Below are 18,749 nucleotides of genomic sequence, written 5' to 3'. Positions count from 1 at the left end.
TGGTCACACCGCTGGGGCTCCTTCCACTCGGAAGGAGCCCCAGCGGCATTGTGGGGGCACCTCAACGGGCGTCGCGCGGTGCTCGCCATGCCAGGGCCCTGAACTCGGCGGCGTCTCGGGCATCGCGTCGCCGCTCCCAGCCGGGAATCCTCCAGCCCACCCACGCCGCTCCCAGCCCGAGGACCACCAGCAGCAGTCCGGTCCCGACGAGCGTGAGGTCGCCCTCCTGGACGGCGAGGTAGCCCAACACTGCGCCGGCGCCACCGGTGAACAGTCCCAGGGTGACCAGGCCGGCGGCCAGTCGACCCGTTCGCGCGGCGCCACCGGGCACCACGAAGGTGTTCCCGCTGAGGCCAGGGAGCCCCCGGCCGAACTGGCCCGGACGATGCGAGGCCCACTCCAGTTGGGCCGCGCGGCGGCGGTTCTCGGCGAACCGGGTCAGCAGGCTGTTGGCGATCAGGCCGAGGAATCCGAGCACCATCGAGACGCCCACGATGACCGACAGGACGGTCAGTCCCATCGACGTCCGGTCCCCGTCTTGGGTAACGCCGGCCCAGATCATCGCCGCGATGCCCCCGACCAGGAAGACCGCACAGAAGCCGAGGGCGCCGACGCGGACGCCGTTCAACAGCCAGTCAAAGGACCGGGTCGCCTCGGCCCGCACCCGCAGGCCCTCGGTGTGCTCGGCCAGGTGCGTGGGCGCCGGGTTCACTCCGGGTGCGACCGGCCCCGCCGCGGCACGTTCGGCCACCAACTGCCGGGCCGCCTCGGCGTCGTCGGCGGTGCCGAAGTAGCGCAACCGCTGCTCGTCGCTCAGATGATCCAGCACCACGGCGGATTCGGCGTACGGGTCAAAGTCGGTGAAGGTGTTCATCGGCGTCCACCCTAGGCGCCGGTCGATCAGACGATACGCTGCATCCAGCCGTGACAGTCCTCGGTGAGGCCGTACTGGATGTCGGTCAACTGCTGGCGCAGCGACAGGGTGGTGGCCCCGGGACGACGCCCGCTCACCACGTGCTCACCGTCCTCGTCCCGCAATGAGGCCACCGGGGTGATGATGGCCGCGGTGCCGCAGGCGAAGACCTCGCCGAAGCGCCCGGAGTCGATGCCCTCGTACAGTTCGTCCAGGCTGATCCGCCGTTCCCGCACGACCAGGCCGGCCTCCGACGCCAGGGTCAGGATGGCCCCGCGGGTGACGCCCTCCAGGATGGTGTCGGTCAACTCCGGGGTCCACAGTTCCCCGTCCTGGGTGACCACGAACAGGTTCATGCCGCCCAACTCCTCCACCCAGTGGTGCTCGGTGGCGTCCACGAACCCGACCTGGCTGCAGCCGTGGGCCTCGGCCTCCTGCTGGGCCACCATGGACGCGGCGTAGTTGCCCCCGCACTTGGCGAAGCCGGTGCCGCCGGGCGCCGACCGGCTGTAGGTGCGTGTGAACCAGATGTCGACGGGTGCGACCCCGCTGCCGCCGAAGTAGGCGCCCGAGGGACTGGCGATGACCGCGTAGGTCACCTTCGTCGACGGCTTGACCGCCAGCGCCGGGCTGCGGGCGAACATGAACGGGCGCAGGTACAGGCTCTGCTCGGCACCGCGCGGCACCCAGTCCCGGTCGACCCGGACGAGTTCGTCGACGCTGGCCAGGAAGTCCTCGGTCGACAGCTCCGGCAGCCCCAGCCGACGACAGCTGCGCTGGAACCGGGCGGCGTTGACCTCGGCACGGAACCGCCAGATTGACCCGTCCTCATGGGCGTAGGCCTTCAGGCCCTCGAAGGCCTCCTGGGCATAGTGGAACACGGCGCTCGCAGGGTCCAGTGTGAACGGCGCATAGGCGCTGACGCGGTGGTCGTGCCAGCCGCGCTCGGGGTCCCAGTCGACCAGGCTCATGTGGTCACTGAAGGTGCTGCCGAAGCCGGGGGAGGCCAGCAGGGCCTCACGCTCTGCCGCGCTGCGGCCCGGAACTTGGTCAATCGTGAACGTCGTCATGGTGAAGCCACACTATCGAGGGGTCGATCCGACGGGGGAATACGCCCGCTTCGGCAGGCGCTGAGAATGATCTGCGAAAGGAGTCGACAGTGTCCGGGGTTGTTGAACAGGGCGAGAAACTGATTGAACAAGGGGTGGCAGGACTGGCGGGGCTGGGCGCCGACGATTTCAGGCAGTTGGTCCACACCGCGGCTGTCGCCGCTCCGGGCGCCACCACCCCACTGCTGGTGGTGCACCCCGCACTGGTAGCGGCTGCCGACCTGGCGACCAAGCTGGAACGTCACGGCAAGCCCGGCTTCGTCGTCACCGACATGACCGACCTGGCCGACTTCACCCCCATCGATGGGGTGGTGGTGCCCGAGGCCGGGCTCTACGTCATTGACGCTGTTGCACGCGGTGACGAACTGCGCGACCGGAGTCCCGCCGAGGCGCTCCCGGTCATCACCGGTGCGGGGCGACGGCCGTTGACAGTCAGTGAGGGCATCTCCTGGCTGCTCCAGGAACCCGACCAATTGCAACAGAACCACTGCTTCATGACCATCGGCTCACGCAAGCGCCGAGCCAACGGCACCGGGTGGGACGCTCGGACGCCGGCCATCTGGATCAGCGGCGGCACCGGCCGGGACGGGGCTGAGAACACCGACGCCCCGAAGGTGGGCTGGTGCTGGCACAACAATCGTCACAGCTGGCTCGGTTTCGCCTCCTGCAAGGCCTGAAGCTCATCCCGACGCACCGCCTGTGAGTGCTCGTCCGACGAGTGGGGGCGTCCCACGCCCGCCACGACTGCAGCGTCCCGTGTTCGGGTCGATAGACTTGGGCCTCGGTCGATCGAAAGGCAGACGCGTGGACGAGCTCACCGGTGCAGGAGTACCCCCCAAGTTCCAGGCCCTCGGGCTGACCTACGACGATGTGCTCCTCCTTCCGGGCGAGACCGACGTCATCCCCTCCGAGGTCGACACCAGCACCCGGCTGACCCGCGAGCTGTCGCTGCACATCCCGCTGATCTCCGCGGCCATGGACACCGTCACCGAATCCCGGATGGCGATCGCCATGGCCCGCCTCGGCGGTCTCGGCATCCTGCACCGGAACCTGTCGGCCGAGGACCAGGCCTACCAAGTCGACCTGGTCAAGCGCACCCAGACCGGCCGGATCAGCAACCCGGTCACCATCGGCCCAGATGCCACCCTCGAGGAACTGGACGCCCTGTGCGGGCAGTTCCGGATCTCTGGTGTGCCGGTGGTCGACGAGCAGAACCACCTGCTCGGCATCTGCACCAACCGCGACCTGCGGTTCACCCCCGTCGAGGAGTGGACCACCACGCGGGTGCGTGACGTGATGACCTCCTCGCCGCTGTTCACCGCACCGAGCGACATCAGCCGCGCCGAGGCGACCGAGATCCTGCGCCGCAACAAGCGTGAGCGGCTGCCCCTGGTCGACGCCGACAACACGCTGACCGGGCTGATCACCGTCAAGGACTTCGTGAAGTCCGAACAGTTCCCCGACGCCTCCAAGGACGACCAGGGTCGGCTGATGGTGGGCGCTGCCGTCGGCTACTTCGGCGACTCCTGGGACCGGGCCATGCACCTGATCGAGGCGGGCGTGGACGTGCTGGTGGTCGACACCGCCCATGGCCATGCCAAGCTGCTGCTCGACATGATCCGCCGGCTCAAGGCCGACCCTGCCGCCAGCCGCGTCCAGATCATCGGCGGCAACGTTGCCACCCGTGCCGGCGCGGCCGCCCTGGTCGAGGCCGGCGTCGATGCCGTCAAGGTCGGCGTCGGGCCCGGTTCCATCTGCACGACCCGCGTGGTGGCCGGTGTGGGCGTGCCGCAGGTGACGGCTGTCTACGAGGCGGCCCAGGCGTGCGCCCCGGCGGGGGTCCCGGTGATCGCCGACGGCGGCCTGCAGTACTCCGGCGACATTGCCAAGGCCCTGGTGGCCGGGGCGTCGACGGTGATGGTGGGCTCGCTGCTGGCAGGTTCGGAGGAGAGCCCCGGTGAGACGGTCTTCATCGCCGGCAAGCAGTACAAGCAGTACCGCGGCATGGGTTCGCTGGGCGCGATGAGCAGCCGCGGCAAGAAGTCCTACTCCAGGGACCGCTACTTCCAGGCCGACGTGGCCAGCGACGACGAACTGATCCCCGAGGGCATCGAGGGCACGGTGCTCTATCGTGGCCCCGTCGGCCAGGTGGTGCACCAGCTCGTGGGCGGGTTGCACCAGTCCATGTTCTACGCGGGCGCTCGCACGGTGCCCGAGTTGCAGCGCAACGGCCAGTTCGTCCGCATCACCCCCGCGGGGCTCAAGGAGTCCCACCCCCACGACGTCGCGAACATCGCCGACGCACCCAACTACGTGCGCTGAGCCGGAGGACACATGTACGACATTGGACGCAGCAAGCGAGCAGAGCGGGCCTTCAGCCTTGACGACGTGGCGATCATCCCGAGTCGCCGCACCCGCGGCGAGGAGCAGGTCGACCTGAGCTGGAAGATCGACGCCGTGCAACTGGAGTTCCCGATCCTGGCTGCGCCGATGGACTCCATCATGTCGCCCGCCACCGTCATCGAGGTCGGGCGTCTGGGCGGTCTGGGCGTGCTCAACCTCGAGGGCCTGTGGACCCGCTACGAGGACCCCGAACCGATCCTGGCCGAGCTCGCCGACTGCGACGCCGCCGACTCGACGGCACGTCTGCAGCAGGTCTACTCCGCGCCCATCCAGCCCGACCTGATCCGGGCCCGGATGGACGAGATCCGCGACGCGGGGGTGCCGGTCGCCGGCGCGCTGTCGCCGCAGAACACCCAGGAGTTCGGCGAGCACGTCGTGGCCAGCCAGCCGGACTTCTTCGTGATCCGGGGCACGGCCGTCTCGGCTGAGCACGTCTCGGACGCCGTCGAGCCGCTGAACCTGAAGAAGTTCATCCACCAGCTCGACGTGCCCGTCATCGTCGGCGGCTGCGCGAACTACCGCACCGCCATGCACCTGATGCGCACCGGCGCCGCCGGGGTGCTGGTCGGCTTCGGCGGTGGCGCTGCCCACTCCAGTCGTGAGGTGCTGGGACTGGAGGTGCCGATGGCCACCGCCATCGCCGACGTCGCCGAGGCCCGCCGCGACTACATGGACGAGTCGGGTGGCCGCTACGTCCAGGTCATCGCCGACGGTTCGGTCGGCCGTTCCGGTGACATTGCCAAGGCGATCGCCTGTGGGGCTGACGCGGTCATGGTCGGGGCACCGTTGGCGCGGGCCACCGAGGCCCCCGGTCGGGGATGGCACTGGGGCGCGGAGGCGTGGCACGCGTCGCTGCCGCGGGGGGCCAGGGTGCACTTCGAGCAGGTCGGCAGCCTGGCCGAGATCCTGGTCGGCCCTTCGCACACCTCCGACGGCTCGATGAACCTGACCGGTGCGCTGCGCCGCTCCATGGCCATCACCGGCTACACCGACGTGAAGTCCTTCCAGCGCATCGAGATCGTGGTGCACTGATGGCGGCCGGTTCGTCCCCGCAGCCACCGGAGCCGCAGCTTGCCCAGCAGGACGCGGTCATGGTGCGGCTGGGGGAGTTGCGGGGCAGCATCGACAACCTGGACGCCGCGCTGGTGCACCTGCTCGCCGAGCGGTTCAAGGTGACCCGTCAGGTGGGGGAGCTGAAGGCCCGCGGCGGACTGCCGGCGGCCGACCCCACCCGCGAGCAGCGCCAGATCGAGCGGCTGCGGGCGCTGGCGGCTGACGCCCAGCTCGACCCGGAGTTCGCGGAGAAGTTCTTGACGTTCATCGTCACCGAGGTGGTTCGCCACCACGAGCAGATTGCCCGCGAGCACGCCTGAACCGTTGTGCGATCCGACAAAGAAGGAGCCAGCGACTCAGATCGGGTGTTGAGGCCCGCAGCGCGGCCGTGGGCTACTTCTTTGTCGGCTCGGCGCGACCTCGCCGCTGCTGACGTCGATGCACGCCCGCTGCTATCAAGGCGCGCAGCAAGTGTTGGGTCTGGTCCCAGTTCTGCATGACGTCAGCATGGGTGAGCCGCACGACCTGGAAACCCAATTGCGTCAGTTTCTGGTCGCGACGCCGGTCGGCTGAGTAGTTCTGGTGGCCCGTGTGGTGTCCCCGCGAATCACATTCCAGCACCAGTCGCTCACCCACCAGCATGTCCACCCGGCCAACCCCGGCCACCTCGTACTGCGGGACGACCTGCACACCCAGGCTCTGCATGAACCGTCGGACTCGCGTCTCAGTGCCGGACATGGCCCGCCCGTCAATGGTGCCGATCGCGCGTTGCTTCTTCAGCGAGACGTGTTCGATGAGCTCGGCAGGCTCCGAAGCGCGGATGAGCTGGCTGTTGAGCGCCGACTCCATCACGATGGCGGCCCATTCGGCATCGAGGCAGGTCACTGCATGCTGCAGTGCCATCCGGACCGAGGTCAGTGGCTCGTCATCGGGCCAACTGCGCAACGGGCTGTGTTCGATGATGCCCTCGACCGACGTGCACGAGCACTGACGGCCGACTTCGTGGGCCCACGGCGCGTCCGGGACGTAGACCCCGTGAATGGCCAGGGCAGAGACACAGGTGAGGCGATGATTGCGTCGCAGCGCCGCGGCCACTGGCGACGGGGTCCGCTCCGTGCCGAACCAGTGCTTGCCAAGTCGACGCACAGAGTTGGTTGCGACCAACTTCCGGATGTGATGGTCAGTGTGACCTGCCGCGAGCAGGTCACGACGGCTGCAGACCTGCAGGCGAATCTTCAGCGCCGACAACGGCAGTGTGCTCCACATGATGCTCATGCTGACGCTTTGCAGGATCACTTGTCGGCACCGGACTCGAGTCATCCACAGGCAGTCTGACTGACGTGGGCGTCATCCGATCCGAGAAACAAGGAGCCAATGGCCGAAATCGAATGTTGGGCCGCCTGACCGGTCCGCTGGGTACTTCTTTGTCAGATCTTCAGAGCTGACTGCTCCAGTCGCCGTAGAGGTCGTCGGGCACGGGCGCGGACTTGCTGACGGCCGGGGCCGCCACGACCACCGACCCGGCGGCAACGTCCTTGACTACCAGCGCGTTGGAGCCGATCTTGGCGTCGGCCCCAATGGTGATGTTGCCGATGATCTTGGCGCCGGCGCCGACGAGCACCCGGTCCTCCAGGGTGGGATGCCGCTTGCCCTTCTCGAGGCTGCGTCCGCCCAGGGTGACCTGGTGGTACAGCATCACGTCGTCACCGACGATGGCGGTCTCACCGATCACCACGCCCATGCCGTGGTCAATGAAGAATCGGCGCCCGATGGTGGCCCCGGGGTGGATCTCGATGCCGGTCAGGAACCGGACGAGCTGGCTCAGTCCGCGCGCGACGGGCTTCAGGGCCGGGCTGGTATTCCACAGCGCGTGGGCCAGACGGTGACCCCAGATGGCGTGCACGCCGGAGTACAACAGCGCCACCTCCACCCGGGAGTTCGCCGCCGGATCGCTGCGCATGGCCGCATCGAGGTCCTCTCGCATGTGGCCGATTCCGTGGGCCAGCCCGGCCCTGAGTGGTGCCATCGCGGTCAGGACTCCTGCAGGTGCTTGAACAGCACGCTGGACAGGTAGCGCTCACCGAAGCTCGGGATGATCACCACGATGGTCTTGCCGGCGTTCTCGGGGCGGGCGGCCACCTCGGCGGCTGCCTTCAGGGCGGCGCCCGACGAGATGCCGACCAGCAGCCCCTCCTGGGTGGCGGCGTCGCGGGCGGTGGACAGGGCGTCCTCGCTGGTCACGGTGACGACCTCGTCGACCACCGAGGCGTCGTAGTTCTTCGGCACGAAGTTGGCGCCAATGCCCTGGATCTTGTGGGGTCCGGGGGTGCCGCCGGACAGGATCGCCGACTCGGCAGGCTCCACGGCGATCACCTTCACCTCGGGGTTCTTCTCCTTGAGGTACTTGCCGGCGCCGCTGATGGTGCCGCCGGTGCCGACGCCCGCGACCAGGATGTCGACGCTGCCCTCGGAGTCGTCCCAGATCTCGGGGCCGGTGGTTTGGTAGTGGATGGCCGGGTTGGCCTCGTTGTCGAACTGGCGCACCAGCACGGCGCCGTCGCGGGCGCCGATCTCCTCGGCCTTGGCGACCGCGCCACGCATGCCCTCGGCGCCGGGGGTCAGGACGAGTTCGGCACCGTAGGCCTTGAGCAGGGCACGACGCTCGGTCGACATGGTGTCGGGCATGGTCAGCACGACCTTGTAGCCACGCGCGGCGCCCACGAAGGCCAACGCGATACCGGTGTTGCCCGAGGTGGCCTCGACGATGGTGCCACCCGGCTGCAACTGGCCGCTGGCCTCGGCGGCGTCGACCATGGCCACACCGATGCGGTCCTTGACCGAACTGGCCGGGTTGTAGAACTCCAGCTTCGCGACGACGGTGGCGGGGGCATCAACCAGCCGGTTGATCTTCACCAGGGGCGTGCGCCCGACGAGGTGGGTGACATTTTCGAAGATGGTCATGTCTGAGACAAGCGCGCGTCGTGCCCAAATATTCCGAAATCCCGCATTCTGGGACGAATGCTGCGGTGGGCGGCCCGCAGCGACATGCGGCGGTCCGCACGCGGGCCCTAGACTTCGGCCCATGTCCGAAAACTCCGCTGCTGCCGCCATGCCCACCGGTGGTGAGGCGCTGCACGCCCCTGTCCTGGTCATCGACTTCGGTGCCCAGTACGCCCAGCTGATCGCCCGCCGCGTCCGCGAGGCAAATCTGTACTCCGAGGTGGTGCCGCACACCGCGCCGGTCGAGCGTATCCTGGCCCGGAATCCGTCGGCGATCATCCTGTCCGGCGGCCCCCAGTCGGTCTACGTCGAGGACGCCCCGCAGGTCGACCCCGCCCTGTTCGAAGCCGGTGTACCGGTGCTGGGCATCTGCTACGGCTTCCAGGCGATGACCCAGGCCTTGGGCGGGGCGGTGGCCAAGACCGGCATCAGCGAGTTCGGGCGCACGGCCGTCTCGGTCGACGAGGGGGGCTGCCTGCTGGCCGGCATGCCGAGCACCGCCAATGTGTGGATGAGCCACGGCGACGCGGTCTCCCGCGCCCCCGAGGGCTTCCGTCCGCTGGCCCATTCCGCCGGCGCCCCCGTGGCGGCCTTCGAGGATCCGGTGCGCAAGTTCGCCGGCGTCCAGTGGCACCCCGAGGTGCTGCACTCCGAGCACGGTCAGCAGGTGCTGCGCTCATTCCTGCACGACCTGGCGGGGTTGGAGCCCAACTGGAGCAGCGCCAGTATCGTCGATGAGCAGGTGGCCCTGATCCGTGAGGCCGTCGGCCACAGCCGGGTACTGTGCGCCCTGTCCGGTGGCGTCGACTCGGCCGTTGCGGCGGCCCTGGTGCAGCGCGCCATCGGTGACCAGTTGACCTGCGTCTTCGTCGACCACGGGCTGCTGCGCAAGGGTGAGGCCGAACAGGTCAAGAAGGACTTCGTGGCCATTACCGGGGTCGACCTGGTCGTCGCCGACGAGCGGGAGCGTTTCCTGGGCGCGCTGGCCGGAGTCAGCGACCCCGAGACCAAGCGCAAGATCATCGGCCGCGAGTTCATCCGCACCTTTGAGCAGGTGGCCCGCGACCTGAACAACGACCGCGACATCGACTTCCTGGTGCAGGGAACCCTGTACCCCGACGTCGTCGAGTCCGGTGGCGGCGAGGGTGCGGCCAACATCAAGAGCCACCACAACGTTGGTGGCCTTCCCGACGACCTGCAGTTCAGCCTCATCGAACCGTTGCGCACCCTGTTCAAGGACGAGGTGCGTGCCGTCGGCAGCGAACTCGGGCTGCCCGACTCGATGGTCTGGCGCCAGCCGTTCCCGGGTCCCGGGCTCGGCATCAGGATCATCGGTGAGGTGACCGCCGAACGACTCGACCTGTTGCGCGAGGCCGACGCCATTGCCCGTGAGGAACTCACCGCCGCCGGACTCGACCGCGACATCTGGCAGTGCCCCGTGGTGCTGCTCGCCGACGTCCGCTCCGTCGGGGTGCAGGGGGACGGTCGCACCTACGGTCATCCGATCGTGCTGCGCCCGGTCAGCAGCGAGGACGCCATGACTGCCGACTGGACTCGGGTGCCCTACGACGTGCTGGAGAAGATCAGCACCCGGATCACCAACGAGGTCCGTGAGGTGAACCGGGTGGTGCTGGACATCACCAGCAAGCCGCCGGGCACCATCGAGTGGGAGTGACCACCTGACTCGGCCCCGCACCTGGGTGCGGGGCCGAGCAGCGTGCGAGGTGGGGGTAGGTCACTTCTCGTACAAGTCGAAGGGGTCGGGCTCGCTGGTGCGGTGCTGGGGCTGCTGGAACGGGGTCGGGGCCCCGGGCCCGGGCTGTGCCCCCGGCTGGCCTGCCTTCTTGGCCTTCTGCTGCTCGTAGAACTTTTGTCCCTCGTTGACCGCCTTGTCCATCAGGGTGGTGGTCTGGCCCTCGGCGGGCAGCACCGCCCAGGCGATCAGGTAGGCGACCAGAGCGATGCCGCTGGTCACGACCGCCAGGACGGCGGTGATGATCCGGACCAGGCCGACGTCCATGCCGGTCTGCTTGGCGATCATGCTGCAGACACCGGCGATCATCTTGTCGTTGCTGCGGACGTACTTGCTGGTCATCTGCTTGCCTCCGGCTTTTACGTAGTTGATGGCAGTGTGTTTGGTGGGTGACATGGTGATTCCTAACGGGTCTGGAAGCGGTTGAGTGTGAGGCCGAGGACGCCCAGGGCAATCAGCGCGACGGGGGCCAGGATGCCGACGAGTTGCCAGTTGACGGGCTGACCGAGGCCACGGACGAGTCCGAGGGTGGCCGCGGCGAGGAAGATGAGTCCCCAGATCAGGGCACTGGCGTCGACGGTGCGAGGCCGTGCGGGGGTGGGTGTGGTCATGGGACAACCACCTCTGCTGCTCGGGCCCGGACCTTGATGGTCAGGGTCGATTGTCCGGCCTGGCGCAGGTCGATGGTGCCGGACCCGGCCGCTCCGTGGTCGGTGCCCTGGTGGGTCAGGACGCCACCCTCCAGCTGGTACTCAATGACGGTGCTGGCGCTGGGTTTCAGCGTGACCGAGGATCCTGTCACGTTCAGGACCAGCGTCTGGTCCCCGGTCAGCTCGACCTGGGAGAAGTCGAGGGTGGTGGAGCGGTAACGGATGTCGAGGTGGTCGGGGACCGCGGCCGCGGCGCTGTAGACGTGGGTGCCTGCGGGACCCGCCGGCTCCAGATGGGGCGCGGCCAGTGACGAGAACATCGTCACCGCCACCAGCAACCCGGACAGGACGCCCAGATGGGGACGGCGGGTGAAGGACCCGACCACCAGGAACAGAGCGATCACCCCCAGGGCCGCGGCCGCCGGCAGCATCCAGCGGTACGCCCCCTCGGGGGCCAGCAGGTGGACCCCACTGAAGGCGGCGGCGGCCAGCAGCCACATCGCGAGGGTGGCCAACCACGAGGAACGCGTGGCCCGCCGACCCGTGGGTACTGCGGCCGGTTCTGGTTCGGGCTGGACGCCGTACAGGTCGACCACCGGCAATGGTTGCGGCGGTGCAGGGGGCAGCGGGTCGTTGCTGAGGTAGACGGACTCCAGGCGGGAGCGCCACGCCATCGAGGCCGCGTCGAAGTGGGTCTGGGGCTGCTGCTGGTGGGGGGTCTGCGCGGGGAAGTAGACCATCGGTCGGTTCTCGGCCCTGGCCCGCACATGGCGCGCCCACAGCCACACGCCCAGCAGGATGACCGCCGGCATCGGACCGAACGGCACCAGGCCGCCGATGGTCACCATCACCACGATGCACGCCACCACCAGTCCGACCATCACCCACAGCCAGGTCCAGTTCCGTGAACTGGGCACCTGCTGGTGGATCAGCGGTTCGCTGGAGCCCTCCTCGACCATCCAGACGGCGCAGAAGGCGTACAGGACCAGGCCGATGCCCAGCGACAGGCCGAGCAGGACGAAGGCGACCCGCACCAGCAGGGGGTCGACGTTGTAGCGAACGGCCAGACCTGAACAGACGCCGGCGATCAGGCGGTCCTGGCGACGCACCGTGGTGAGCACACCATCGGGGACGTTGCTGGGCCGCGGCTGAGGGACAGGTCGCGTCCGGACAGGCTGGGTCATGGATCCATCATTGCGGCCGGAGGACGAATTCGTCATCGGGATCGACCCTGAACCACACCTGACTTCGCCGGACGGGGTGGCACCGCACGCGCCGGCATGTGACCCTTGAGGGGTCATGAACCATCAGACTGCGCGCCCGACGCCGCCCCCGCTGGGTCGCGACGTCCCTGAGGAGGCCCGCACCGGACCCGCCCGCAGCCCCGAACAGTGGCAGCAGGGCCGTCCCGGGGCGGGTCGTCCGATCGCGCCGACCTGGTTCCCGCCCAGCGCGGGGGCGCCCGGGGCACCGACGTCGGCGCCGGCATGGATGACACAGCGAAGTGGCCAGGCGGTGCAGCCGGCGAGCCGCCCCGCGACACCGCCCGTCCACGTGGGGACGCCACCGCCGGCGGTGGCACTCGAGGCGCCGCCGGTGCGCCGCGCCCATCGGGAGCCCCAGGGCTCGTGGCTGGCCGGCGTCTGCACCGGCATCGCGCAGCACCTGAACTGGCCGGTCGGCGCGGTCCGGGTCGGCTTCGTGGCGCTCACCTTCGTCAGCTTCCTGGGCGTCCTGCTGTATGGGCTGCTCTGGGTCCTGATGCCCCGCGGCCGGCGTGAGGCCGAAGCACCCGGCATCGCGGCCGCCAGCCGCAGCAACAAGCGCACCAAGGCCGCCCGGACCGTGCCCGAGAAGCGCCGCGACGCCGGCGCCGTGACCGCCATGGCCGTCCTCGGCGTCGGCGTGGTGTGGGCAGCCCAGTCGTTCGGCATGGGGGTGCCGTTCAGCATGTTCTGGCCGTTGGCCTTCGCCGGGGTCGGGCTGACCCTGATCTGGAAGCAGGCCGACGCCGACCCGGCGCCGGCGAAGGACACCAGCAAGTGGGTGGCGCCGCTGGTGAGCACCCACGGTTGGACCGGGATCACCCGGATGGTGGTCGGCGGCGGCATGATCTTCACCGCTGCCTCCACGGTGGTGGCCTCCTCGGTGGGCCTGGCCCAGTTGCCGGCGCTGATGTTGCTCTCGGCGGTGATGGTGGCCGGCATCGGGCTGATCGCCGCGCCCTGGATCCACCGCTGGCGCACCGAGATGCAGGCGGCGCGCGTCGAGAAGCTGCTCAGCGATGCCCGCGCCGACATGGCCGCGCACCTTCACGACTCGGTGCTGCAGACCCTGGCGCTGATCCAACGCCAGTCCGACGACCCCAAGGCGGTCGCCAGCCTGGCCCGCCGCCAGGAACGCGAGCTGCGGGGCTGGCTCTACGACGACGTCAGTCCTGACGACGCCTACCTCTCCGCCGCCCTCAAGCGGGCCGGGCTCGAGATCGAGGATGAACGCGGCGTGCCCATCGAGGTGGTCTGCGTCGGCGATGCGGACATGACCCCCGACCTGTCGGCCCTGGTCAGCGCCGCGCGCGAGGCCATGATGAACGCCGCCAAGCATTCCGGTGCCGATAAGATCGACGTGTTCGGTGAGGTCGAGGACGCCCACGTCGAGGTGTACGTGCGCGACCGTGGCGTCGGGTTCAGCCTGGACGACGTCGCCGACGACAGGCAGGGTGTGCGGGCCTCGATCATCGGACGCGTCGAGCGTCACGGCGGCAGGGCCCGGATCACTTCAGCCCCCGGCGAAGGAACGAACATCACATTGGAGATGGACCTGTGAGCCAAGTACCAACCCCCGCCACCCCGGCCAGCGCTGCCGAGCCCCAGTGGCCGGTCCGCGTCGTCCTGGTCGACGACCACGCCATGTTCCGTGCCGGCGTGCGCCACGAACTGTCCCGCAGCGCCGGGCGCATCGAGGTGGTGGGTGAGGGTGAGGACGTCGCCACCGCTGTCGCCGCGATCCGGCAAACCGCACCGGCGGTGGTCCTGCTCGACGTGCACCTGCCCGGCGGGGGTGGCGCCGAAGTCATCCGGCAGTGCGAGAAGCTCTCCATCGAGGCAGGCGAGGAGCCCACCACCCGGGTGAAGTTCCTGGCCCTGTCGGTCTCGGACGCCGCCGAGGACGTGATCGGGGTCATCCGGGCCGGCGCCAGGGGCTACGTCACCAAGTCCATCGACTCGGCCGAACTGGTTGAGGCCGTGGGCCGGGTCGCCACCGGGGATGCGGTCTTCTCTCCCCGGCTGGCCGGGTTCGTCCTGGACGCCTTCAGCGGCGCCATCGACATTGCCAGCATCGACGAGGACCTGGACCGGCTCAGCCAACGCGAACGCGAGGTGATGAAGCTGATCGCCCGCGGCTACGCCTACAAGGAGGTCGCCCGCGAGCTGTTCATCTCGATCAAGACCGTGGAGACCCACGTGTCGAGCGTGTTGCGCAAGCTGCAGCTGTCCAACCGGCACCAGCTGACCAAGTGGGCCACCGATCGCAAGCTCGTCTGAGGGTCACGACCCGGCAGCGCCGCGGCTGCGGACGTGAAACAAGGGCTGGCGCGGTGCCAGCCCTTGCTTCGTCGGTGTTCTGTGGATAGGTGGGGAAGTGGAGGTGTCTCGCGGGTCAGACGGCGCGACGGCCGCTGCGTGAACGGATGAAGCCCCAGATGACCAGGACGATGATCGAGCCAATGATGGCGCTGATCCACGTCGAGACATTCCAGAAGCCATCATTGACGTTGACATCGAAGAGTGCCGAGGCGAGGAAGCCGCCCAGGATTGCTCCGATGATGCCGATGATGATGGTAACGAGCCATCCGCCGCCCTGCTCGCCCGGCAGGATTGCCTTTGCGATGGCTCCAGCGATAAGTCCAAGGACGATCCAACCAATAATGCTCATGTTGTTCAGCCTTGCACGAGTCGGTGCGGCCGGTGCCCTTTTCGCGCAAAACACGGCTTCCCCCGCCTGAAAGGGTGGGCTGAAATCAGCTGTTTCTCAGGTTCAAGGGATCAGAACACAGGACGCCAAGGTGCCAGGAACGACTCGGTGGCCTTCGCGAACCGGGACCGGGCCCGCCAGCGGTCGAGGTCGAGTTCCACGCAGTTGTGCAGGTCGCTCTGGAAGACCTCCTCCATCTTCTGGGCCACTTCCGGCGCCGTCCATTCGGCGTTGACCTCGTAGTTGCCGACCAGGCTCAGCCGGTCAAGGTTGGCGGTCCCGATCGTCGACCAGTGCCCGTCGATGGTGGCCGTCTTCGAGTGCACCATGGCGCCCTGGTACAGGAACAGTCGCACCCCCTTGGACAACAGTTCGTCGTAGAAGCCGCGCGAGAGCCAGTCCGCGACGACGTGGTTCGACTTGGCCGGCACGATGATGCGCACGTCGACCCCGCGGCGTGCCGCCTGGAACAGTGAGCTCATCAGGTCGTCGTCGGGAATCAGGTAGGCGTGGGTCAGCCAGATGTGGTGGTCGGCCTTGTCGATGGCCTCCAGGTACATGTTGCGGATCGGGTAGACCTGCCAGCGCGGGGTGTTGCGGTGCACCTGCATGCTGGCCTCCCAGTCGCGACCGGCGGGGGACTGCAGTTCCAGGGCGGGTTTGCTGGGCAGCAGACCAAGCGGCTTCATGTTCCAGTAGTCGACGAAGGCGTTCTCGATCTCGGCCGCCGCCGGGCCCTGGACGCGGGCGTGGGTGTCGCGCCACCGGTCGGCGTACAGGGAGCCGATGTTGTAGCCACCGATGTAGGCGTCGTCGCCGTCGACGACCAGGAGTTTGCGGTGGTTGCGTCCCATGTTGCGCGGCAACGGCAGGATGCTGCCGATCAACGGGTGGCGGCGCAGGTGGATGCTGTCGGGCAGGTCGAAGAAGCGTCGGTCGACGACCAGGTTGGCGAACACGTCGTAGGCGACGAAGACGTCCACGCCACGTGCGGCGGCGGCGACCAGGGCGTCCTTGAAGGCCTGTCCCACCTCGTCGCCCTTCCAGATGTAGGTCTCGAAGTAGACGTAGCGCTCGGCCCCCTCAATCGAGGCGAGCATGTCGGCGTAGAGGTCGCGTCCGAAGGTGTAGATGGTGACCATGTCCTCACCCAGGGGGATCGGCTTCGGCGGCACCGTCGGGAACTTGCGGATCTTGCGCTTGCGGCGGGCGATGACGTCGATCACGCTGAGGGCGACCATCAGGACCACTTGCGCTGACAGCACCGCGGTGGCGACCACGCCGGCCAGGCGCTGGCCTCGGCTGAACAGGTGGCGCAGGGACGTCCGGGGTGAGCTCATGGCCCCAGCCTATTGAACAACGTGTCTGTTCAGACGACTAGGGTGGTTCGGGCCATGACCGATCACCCTGACCTGTTCTCGTTCTTCGCTCCCGACGAACCCGCTGCGACGCCTGCTGCCCGCCGACGTCCGGACGCCGGTGACCCCGCAGCACCTCCCGCCCGACCGGCCGACCCCGCCGAGTTGTTGGCCGGACTCAACACGCCGCAGCGCGAGGCAGTCGTCCATGCCGGGTCGCCGGTGCTGGTGGTCGCGGGTGCCGGGTCGGGCAAGACCCGGGTGCTCACCCGACGCATCGCCTGGCTGGTCAGCCAGCGCAACGTGCACCCCGGATCGGTGCTGGCCATCACCTTCACGAACAAGGCTGCCGCAGAGATGCGCCACCGGGTCGCCGACCTGGTGGGCGGACGCGCCAAGCTGATGTGGGTCTCGACGTTCCACTCGGCATGCGTCCGCATCCTGCGTCAGGAGATCAGCCGGCTGGGGATGCGCAAGACCTTCTCCATCTACGACGACACCGACGCCAAGCGCCTGATGGGTTTGGTGCTCAAGGAACTCAACGTCGACCCCAAGCGGGCGCCGGTGCGTGCGGTGATGAACTGGGTCTCGTCCCAGAAGAACGAGTGCCGCGACGTCGAGACTGCCAGACAGAACGCTGGCACCGGCAACGAGGAGATCTTCGCCGAGGCCTACCGGGTCTACCAGGGCCGACTGACCGAGGCCAACGCCCTCGACTTCGACGACCTGATCATGACCACCGTCAACCTGTTCAAGGCGTTCCCCGACCTGCGCGAGCAGTACCGGCGACGGTTCCGCCACGTGCTGGTCGACGAGTACCAGGACACGAACACCGCCCAGTACCAACTCATCCAGATGCTGTGCGGGGCCTGGGAACCGGAATCGGGCCTGCTGGAGGGCACCCCCATCGTCGAGGCCCCCGAGTTGATGGTGGTCGGTGACTCCGACCAGTCGATCTATGCCTTCCGGGGCGCCACCATCCGCAACATCCTCGACTTCGACCAGGACTTCCCCGGCGCCCGCACCATCCTGCTCGAGCAGAACTACCGTTCCACCCAGAACATCCTGACCGCCGCCAACGCCGTGATCTCACGCAACTCCGGTCGTCCCGAGAAGAAGCTGTGGACCGATGCGGGTGACGGCGACCTGATCACCGGCTACGTCGCCGACACCGAACATGACGAGGCCCAGTTCGTGGCCAACGAGATCGACGCGCTGGCCGATGCCGGCACCCACAGGTACTCCGACGTGGCCGTGTTCTACCGCACCAACGCGCAGTCACGGGCCTTTGAGGACGTCTTCATCCGCACCGGCATGCCGTACAAGGTGGTCGGCGGGCTGCGCTTCTACGAGCGCAAGGAGATCCGTGATGCCATCGCCTACCTGCGCTCGATCGCCAACCCCGCCGACGAGGTGTCGGTGCGACGCATCCTCAATGTGCCCAAGCGCGGCGTTGGCGAGCGTGCGGTGGCCGCCGTCGAGCTGTTCGCCGCCGAACACCGCACCACGTTCAGTGAGGCGTTGGAACGCGCCGGTGAGGTGCCGGGTCTGGCCACCCGCTCGCGCAAGCAGATCGAGGGCTTCGCTGCCCTGATGGCCCGGCACCGGCAGCTGGTTGCCGACGGTGCCAGCGCCGACGACGTGCTGGCCTCAATCCTCAAGGAGTCGGAGTACGTCGAGGAGTTGCAGGCCTCGAGCGACCCGCAGGACGAGACCCGCATCGAGAACCTGGTCGAGTTCACCTCGATCGCCGCCGAGTTCGTCTCCCAGGCCACCACGCTCGACCTCACCCCGCCGGAGGGGGGACCCGATGGTCCCGACGACCCGGATGGGCTCGACCTGGCCGCCGGCAGCCCGGAGGCCGACCCGTCGCTGTCGGCCTTCCTGGAACGCATCGCGCTGGTGGCCGACGCCGACCAGATCCCCGACTCGGGCGACGGCACCGGGGTGGTCACCCTGATGACGCTGCACACCGCCAAGGGACTGGAATTCGACACCGTCTTCCTCAGCGGCTTCGAGGAGGGCATCTTCCCCCACCAGCGGGCACTCGCCGACGCGGCCGAGCTCTCGGAGGAACGACGACTCGCCTACGTGGGGCTCACCCGCGCCCGCAAGCGCCTCTACCTCAGCCGGGCGGCGGTTCGCTCGGCCTACGGCACCCCGTCCTACAACGCGGCCAGCCGGTTCCTCGACGAGATCCCGCCCCACCTCGTCGACTGGCGCCGCCTTGGGTCGGCGATCAGCAGTTGGGCGTCCACCTCGGCCACCCGCAACTGGCAGTCGCGCCAGTCGGTGGGTACCGAGGGTCCCTCGTTCGGATCGGGCAACGGGCGGATGCCGTCGCTGCCACAGGCGCGGGCCAGCAAACCGGTGCCGAAGCTGGACGCCGGCGACCGGGTGCTGCACACCACCTTCGGGATGGGCAGCGTGGTGGCCACCAGCGGGGTCGGCGCCGATGCGACCGCTGACGTCGACTTCGGCTCGGCGGGGGTCAAGCGCTTCCTGCTGCGGCACGCCCCGATGGAGAAGCTCTAG

Annotated in this window: 18 protein-coding genes; 8 read left to right on the top strand and 10 right to left on the bottom strand. The window is 68.5% G+C overall.

Annotated elements, in window-relative coordinates; translation table 11 throughout:
• Positions 1–61 precede the first annotated feature (61 nt).
• A complete protein-coding gene (locus IPV09_RS09355) occupies positions 62–874 on the bottom strand; it encodes a hypothetical protein (RefSeq protein ID WP_207474973.1) in 813 nt (270 codons plus the stop codon).
• Positions 875–900: 26 nt separating this feature from the next.
• Positions 901–1,983 (bottom strand): branched-chain amino acid aminotransferase, encoded by a 1,083-nt coding sequence (locus tag IPV09_RS09350; protein ID WP_207474972.1) that lies wholly within the window; start codon positions 1,981–1,983, stop codon positions 901–903.
• A gap of 89 nt (positions 1,984–2,072) precedes the next feature.
• On the opposite strand from IPV09_RS09350, the gene IPV09_RS09345 reads away from it, so the two are divergent.
• From IPV09_RS09345 to IPV09_RS09330, 4 genes are all read left to right on the top strand, one after another.
• Positions 2,073–2,699, top strand: a complete 627-nt coding sequence (locus IPV09_RS09345; protein ID WP_207474971.1) for a DUF5701 family protein — start codon at positions 2,073–2,075, stop codon at positions 2,697–2,699.
• 127 nt (positions 2,700–2,826) lie between these two features.
• Complete coding sequence (gene guaB, locus IPV09_RS09340) at positions 2,827–4,344, top strand: IMP dehydrogenase (RefSeq protein WP_207474970.1); 1,518 nt, start codon at positions 2,827–2,829, stop codon at positions 4,342–4,344.
• A 12-nt stretch (positions 4,345–4,356) separates the two neighbouring features.
• Positions 4,357–5,457, top strand: a complete 1,101-nt coding sequence (locus IPV09_RS09335; RefSeq protein WP_207474969.1) for a GuaB3 family IMP dehydrogenase-related protein — start codon at positions 4,357–4,359, stop codon at positions 5,455–5,457.
• Positions 5,457–5,798 carry a chorismate mutase gene (locus IPV09_RS09330; RefSeq protein ID WP_207474968.1) on the top strand — a complete coding sequence of 114 codons (342 nt, stop codon included), beginning with the start codon at positions 5,457–5,459 and terminating at the stop codon, positions 5,796–5,798. Before IPV09_RS09335 ends, IPV09_RS09330 begins: the two co-directional genes overlap by 1 nt.
• 73 nt (positions 5,799–5,871) lie before the next feature.
• Here IPV09_RS09330 and IPV09_RS09325 read toward each other — a convergent pair whose 3' ends face one another.
• The 3 genes from IPV09_RS09325 to cysK form a co-directional block, all read right to left on the bottom strand.
• Entirely contained in the window at positions 5,872–6,744 is an 873-nt protein-coding gene (locus IPV09_RS09325; protein WP_207474967.1) for an endonuclease domain-containing protein, read from the bottom strand.
• 169 nt (positions 6,745–6,913) lie between these two features.
• Positions 6,914–7,504, bottom strand: a complete 591-nt coding sequence (gene cysE, locus IPV09_RS09320; RefSeq protein WP_207474966.1) for a serine O-acetyltransferase — start codon at positions 7,502–7,504, stop codon at positions 6,914–6,916.
• A gap of 5 nt (positions 7,505–7,509) precedes the next feature.
• Complete coding sequence (cysK, locus tag IPV09_RS09315; protein WP_207474965.1) at positions 7,510–8,439, bottom strand: cysteine synthase A; 930 nt, start codon at positions 8,437–8,439, stop codon at positions 7,510–7,512.
• A gap of 148 nt (positions 8,440–8,587) precedes the next feature.
• Here cysK and guaA point away from each other — a divergent pair, with 148 nt between their 5' ends.
• The gene (gene guaA / locus IPV09_RS09310; protein ID WP_207474988.1) at positions 8,588–10,153 is read left to right on the top strand and encodes a glutamine-hydrolyzing GMP synthase; all 1,566 of its coding nucleotides are present in this window, start codon (positions 8,588–8,590) and stop codon (positions 10,151–10,153) included.
• 60 nt (positions 10,154–10,213) lie between these two features.
• On the opposite strand, the gene IPV09_RS09305 is transcribed toward guaA, so the two are convergent.
• From IPV09_RS09305 to IPV09_RS09295, 3 genes are read right to left on the bottom strand one after another with little or no spacing between them, the layout of a single operon-like run.
• Complete coding sequence (locus IPV09_RS09305; protein WP_242681432.1) at positions 10,214–10,627, bottom strand: PspC domain-containing protein; 414 nt, start codon at positions 10,625–10,627, stop codon at positions 10,214–10,216.
• Positions 10,628–10,635: 8 nt separating this feature from the next.
• Complete coding sequence (locus IPV09_RS09300) at positions 10,636–10,842, bottom strand: hypothetical protein (protein WP_207474964.1); 207 nt, start codon at positions 10,840–10,842, stop codon at positions 10,636–10,638.
• A complete protein-coding gene (locus tag IPV09_RS09295; protein WP_207474963.1) occupies positions 10,839–12,065 on the bottom strand; it encodes a PspC domain-containing protein in 1,227 nt (408 codons plus the stop codon). Before IPV09_RS09295 ends, IPV09_RS09300 begins: the two co-directional genes overlap by 4 nt.
• Before the next feature lie 115 nt (positions 12,066–12,180).
• Here IPV09_RS09295 and IPV09_RS09290 point away from each other — a divergent pair, with 115 nt between their 5' ends.
• Together IPV09_RS09290 and IPV09_RS09285 are read left to right on the top strand one after the other, a co-directional pair.
• Entirely contained in the window at positions 12,181–13,707 is a 1,527-nt protein-coding gene (locus IPV09_RS09290) for an ATP-binding protein (RefSeq protein ID WP_207474962.1), read from the top strand.
• Complete coding sequence (locus tag IPV09_RS09285; RefSeq protein ID WP_370590268.1) at positions 13,704–14,426, top strand: LuxR C-terminal-related transcriptional regulator; 723 nt, start codon at positions 13,704–13,706, stop codon at positions 14,424–14,426. Before IPV09_RS09290 ends, IPV09_RS09285 begins: the two co-directional genes overlap by 4 nt.
• 115 nt (positions 14,427–14,541) lie before the next feature.
• Here the strand turns inward: IPV09_RS09285 and IPV09_RS09280 are convergent, their stop codons facing one another.
• Both IPV09_RS09280 and IPV09_RS09275 read right to left on the bottom strand, forming a co-directional pair.
• Positions 14,542–14,817 (bottom strand): GlsB/YeaQ/YmgE family stress response membrane protein, encoded by a 276-nt coding sequence (locus tag IPV09_RS09280; RefSeq protein ID WP_207474961.1) that lies wholly within the window; start codon positions 14,815–14,817, stop codon positions 14,542–14,544.
• 110 nt (positions 14,818–14,927) lie between these two features.
• On the bottom strand, positions 14,928–16,097 hold the full coding sequence (locus tag IPV09_RS09275) for a phosphatidylserine/phosphatidylglycerophosphate/cardiolipin synthase family protein (RefSeq protein WP_242681440.1): 1,170 nt from the start codon (positions 16,095–16,097) through the stop codon (positions 14,928–14,930).
• A gap of 153 nt (positions 16,098–16,250) precedes the next feature.
• Here IPV09_RS09275 and IPV09_RS09270 point away from each other — a divergent pair, with 153 nt between their 5' ends.
• Positions 16,251–18,749: a UvrD-helicase domain-containing protein gene (locus IPV09_RS09270; protein WP_207474959.1), complete on the top strand. Its 2,499-nt coding sequence runs from the start codon at positions 16,251–16,253 to the stop codon at positions 18,747–18,749.

It is taken from the genome of Tessaracoccus sp. SD287 (genome assembly GCF_017355265.1).
Taxonomy (GTDB): Bacteria; Actinomycetota; Actinomycetes; order Propionibacteriales; family Propionibacteriaceae; genus Aestuariimicrobium.
The sequence above is the reverse complement of the archived record's forward strand: the minus strand, read 5'-3'. Positions and strand labels throughout refer to the sequence as shown.

Excerpts from the sequence above, each read along its gene's own strand:
- IPV09_RS09325 (WP_207474967.1), bottom strand. The coding sequence starts at position 6,744 with ATGTGGAGCACACTGCCGTTGTCGGCGCTGAAGATTCGCCTGCAGGTC.
- IPV09_RS09280 (WP_207474961.1), bottom strand. The coding sequence starts at position 14,817 with ATGAGCATTATTGGTTGGATCGTCCTTGGACTTATCGCTGGAGCCATC.
- IPV09_RS09305 (WP_242681432.1), bottom strand. The coding sequence starts at position 10,627 with ATGTCACCCACCAAACACACTGCCATCAACTACGTAAAAGCCGGAGGC.
- IPV09_RS09330 (WP_207474968.1), top strand. The coding sequence starts at position 5,457 with ATGGCGGCCGGTTCGTCCCCGCAGCCACCGGAGCCGCAGCTTGCCCAG.
- IPV09_RS09355 (WP_207474973.1), bottom strand. The coding sequence starts at position 874 with ATGAACACCTTCACCGACTTTGACCCGTACGCCGAATCCGCCGTGGTG.
- IPV09_RS09350 (WP_207474972.1), bottom strand. The coding sequence starts at position 1,983 with ATGACGACGTTCACGATTGACCAAGTTCCGGGCCGCAGCGCGGCAGAG.
- IPV09_RS09295 (WP_207474963.1), bottom strand. The coding sequence starts at position 12,065 with ATGACCCAGCCTGTCCGGACGCGACCTGTCCCTCAGCCGCGGCCCAGC.
- IPV09_RS09335 (WP_207474969.1), top strand. The coding sequence starts at position 4,357 with ATGTACGACATTGGACGCAGCAAGCGAGCAGAGCGGGCCTTCAGCCTT.
- IPV09_RS09290 (WP_207474962.1), top strand. The coding sequence starts at position 12,181 with ATGAACCATCAGACTGCGCGCCCGACGCCGCCCCCGCTGGGTCGCGAC.
- guaA (WP_207474988.1), top strand. The coding sequence starts at position 8,588 with ATGCCCACCGGTGGTGAGGCGCTGCACGCCCCTGTCCTGGTCATCGAC.
- IPV09_RS09275 (WP_242681440.1), bottom strand. The coding sequence starts at position 16,097 with ATGGTCGCCCTCAGCGTGATCGACGTCATCGCCCGCCGCAAGCGCAAG.
- cysK (WP_207474965.1), bottom strand. The coding sequence starts at position 8,439 with ATGACCATCTTCGAAAATGTCACCCACCTCGTCGGGCGCACGCCCCTG.
- cysE (WP_207474966.1), bottom strand. The coding sequence starts at position 7,504 with ATGGCACCACTCAGGGCCGGGCTGGCCCACGGAATCGGCCACATGCGA.
- IPV09_RS09300 (WP_207474964.1), bottom strand. The coding sequence starts at position 10,842 with ATGACCACACCCACCCCCGCACGGCCTCGCACCGTCGACGCCAGTGCC.
- IPV09_RS09270 (WP_207474959.1), top strand. The coding sequence starts at position 16,251 with ATGACCGATCACCCTGACCTGTTCTCGTTCTTCGCTCCCGACGAACCC.